Source organism: Actinosynnema sp., from assembly GCF_052038725.1.
The window spans coordinates 1-2,635 of record NZ_JBQGCX010000879.1 but is presented as its reverse complement, the minus strand read 5'-3'; the positions used below and the strand labels follow the sequence as shown (position 1 = coordinate 2,635).

At 73.4% G+C, this 2,635-nt stretch carries 3 protein-coding genes; 2 read left to right on the top strand and 1 reads right to left on the bottom strand.

The genetic code is table 11. From position 1 onward, the window contains the following. Positions 1–176: 176 nt before the first annotated feature. Together ACTUAL_RS18115 and ACTUAL_RS18110 are read left to right on the top strand one after the other, a co-directional pair. Positions 177–1,169: an NlpC/P60 family protein gene (locus ACTUAL_RS18115; protein WP_440901096.1), complete on the top strand. Its 993-nt coding sequence runs from the start codon at positions 177–179 to the stop codon at positions 1,167–1,169. 125 nt (positions 1,170–1,294) lie between these two features. Next, positions 1,295–1,630: an STAS domain-containing protein gene (locus ACTUAL_RS18110; RefSeq protein ID WP_096492372.1), complete on the top strand. Its 336-nt coding sequence runs from the start codon at positions 1,295–1,297 to the stop codon at positions 1,628–1,630. Positions 1,631–1,747: 117 nt separating this feature from the next. On the opposite strand, the gene ACTUAL_RS18105 is transcribed toward ACTUAL_RS18110, so the two are convergent. Continuing rightward, positions 1,748–2,482, bottom strand: coding sequence for an ATP-binding protein (locus ACTUAL_RS18105; RefSeq protein ID WP_440901095.1), 735 nt, complete (start codon positions 2,480–2,482; stop codon positions 1,748–1,750). Positions 2,483–2,635: the final 153 nt, after the last annotated feature.

The window sequence follows — 2,635 nt, the reverse complement described above, 5'->3', positions numbered from 1 at the left end:
GAAACCTCCAGGCCGACGGCATCCCCCTTCCGCCAGGTGACTTCGGTGCCGAAGAGTGACAGCGTCCCGACAGCCAACCCCCTGTAGACGCAGGCCGGTCCGGTCCGTAACCTGGCCGAGACCTAAAGCTTTAACCCATTCGGGTGACATGCAGGCTGAGAGAGGACCACTCGAACGTGGCGTCACGACCCGCACAGCGCACCATCCGCGCGGCACTGGCGACGACCGCCGCCGCCGTTCTGGTCACCGGCCTGCCGCTGACCCAGGCCTCCGCGCAGCCCGGCAGCGCCGAGGACGCGCTCAAGAAGTACAACGACCTCTCCACCGAGGCAGGCCGGCTGAACGACGAGCACCTCAAGGCCCAGGAGGACCTGAAGGCCAAGCAGGGCGACCTCGACAAGGCCAACGGCGACCTGCAGAACGCCAAGAGCGCCGAGGAGTCGCACCGCGGCGACGTGGACGCGCTGACCGAGGCCTCGTTCGAGGGCGCCCGGTTCAACCAGCTGTCCGCGCTGCTGGTCAGCGACTCGCAGCAGGACTTCCTCAACCGCGCGACCGCGCTGGAGGTGCTGGCGTCCGCGAACTCGGAGTCGATCCGTGGCCTGTCCGACGCCGTCGTGCAGGCGGACGACGCGCAGAAGCGCGCCAGCGAGGCCACCGAGGGCGCCCGCAAGGCCGCCGAGGACATCGCGAACCGCAAGAACGACCTGGACAAGCAGGTCGGCGAGGCCCGCGAGCAGTACCGCTCGCTCAGCGCCGCGCAGAAGAGCAAGCTGGCCAGCATCGGCGACACCAGCACCGTGAATGTGCCCGCGGGCACGGCGGGGACGGCGCTGGCGTTCGCGCTGGCGCAGCGCGGCAAGCCGTACGTGTACGGCTCGAACGGCCCGAACTCGTGGGACTGCTCCAGCCTGATCCAGGCCGCGTACCGCCAGGCGGGCGTGTCCGTGCCGCGCACCAGCTACGGCCAGGCCACCGTGGGGCGTTCGGTGTCGCGCAGCGAGGTCAAGGCGGGCGACATCATCGTCTACTACTCCAGCCAGTCGCACGTGGCGATGGCGGTCGACGGGGTGCGCGCGGTGCACGCGTCCACCGAGGGCGTGCCGGTGAAGATCGCGGACATCGACTCGATCGGTCCGATCAGCGTGATCAGGCGCGTCGAGGGCTGAGCCCCGGCGCGCGGGGTGCGGTCCCGGTCCGTTTGGCGATCACCGGACCGCACCCCCTAGGGTGTGCCTCTGGTTGAGCGAACAGCCTCGTCGTAGTCGCACGATCAGGTTGCCGAGGTGCCCCCATGAGTGATTCGGTCGAGCTGTCCGCGACCACGAGCCAACCGGACTCGGTGCTGGTCAGGGTCGTGGGCGAGCTGGACATCGCCACGGCGCCCGCGTTCCGCGACTACGCCCGCGACCGGCTGCCGCCCCCCGGTGGGCGGATGGTGCTGGACCTGGGCGGGGTGCGGCTGCTGCCCGCGTCGGGGATCAACGCGCTGCTGGAGCTGCGGGCGGCGTGCGAGGCGCGCGGGGCGCGGCTGGAGCTGCTGGCGGGCTGCCCGGTGCTGCGCTCGCTGGCGCTGACCGGGCTGCACCGGTTCTTCACGATCACGCCGCTGTCGTCCGAGGCGTCCTGAGCGCGGGCGCCTGACGCCGACCGCCGCCGTCAGCGTCCTCCAGGGTCAGCGCCCTCCAGCGTCAGCGCCCTCCAGGGTCAGCGGTGGTGACCGGCGCTCCCCGCGCCGCGCCCGCCGTCAGCGCCCCAGCACCGCCCACACGACCTTGCCGCCGCCGGGCCACGGCGAGTGCCCCCACACGCGGCTCACCGACTCCACCATCCGCATCCCCCGCCCACCGGGGAGCAGGCCGCGCCCGGCGGGCGGCGGCGGCTTCGGCGGGGTCGCGCCGCCGTCGCGGACGGCCACCACGAGGCGTCCGCCGCGCAGCTCCAGGCGCAGGCTCGGCGCGGAGCGGGTGTGCTCCAGCGCGTTCTCCACCAGCTCGGTGGCGACCAGCACCGCGTCCTCGATGCGGTCGCCCAGGTCCCAGCGCTCGCACGTCTCGCGCACGAACTGCCGCGCGATCAGCGCGCCGACCGGCGTGTCCGGCAGCAGCGCCTCGTCCCGCTGGGGCTGCGCGGGCTGCTCGACGGCCCCCAGCGCGTCGGCCAGCGTCGGGTAGTGCGGCACGAACCGCCCCGCGCCGCCGCCCGCCAGCGCGGCCCGGTGCGGGTCGGACTCGCCCACCAGCATGATCCGCACGCCCGGCCACTCGGCGACCCGCGTCCACACCGTGGAGAACACCGACATCAGCGCGGGGGTGGCGAACTCGAAGCCGTCGCCGAGCAGGACCACCACGGCGGACGGGCCGGTCACCGCGCACTTGAGCAGGCCGTCGCGCAGCGGGACGTAGGTCGACAGGTCCAGCCTGCCCTCGGGGCGCACGACTGTGGCGCCGTCGACGTGGTCGACGTCGTAGGTGAAGGTCATGACGCTCTCCCCGATCCGGCCGGCTCCCGCGCGCGGCGGCCCCGACCGCCCAGCCCCCGCCGGTCCGACCTCCCGGCGGGCGCAGCCAACGTAGCCGGTCCGCGACGGGGAGCACCCCATCGCGGCGGTCGACCGAGGTCGACGCCACTTCCA

Excerpts from the sequence above, each read along its gene's own strand:
- ACTUAL_RS18110 (WP_096492372.1), top strand. The coding sequence starts at position 1,295 with ATGAGTGATTCGGTCGAGCTGTCCGCGACCACGAGCCAACCGGACTCG.
- ACTUAL_RS18105 (WP_440901095.1), bottom strand. The coding sequence starts at position 2,482 with ATGACCTTCACCTACGACGTCGACCACGTCGACGGCGCCACAGTCGTG.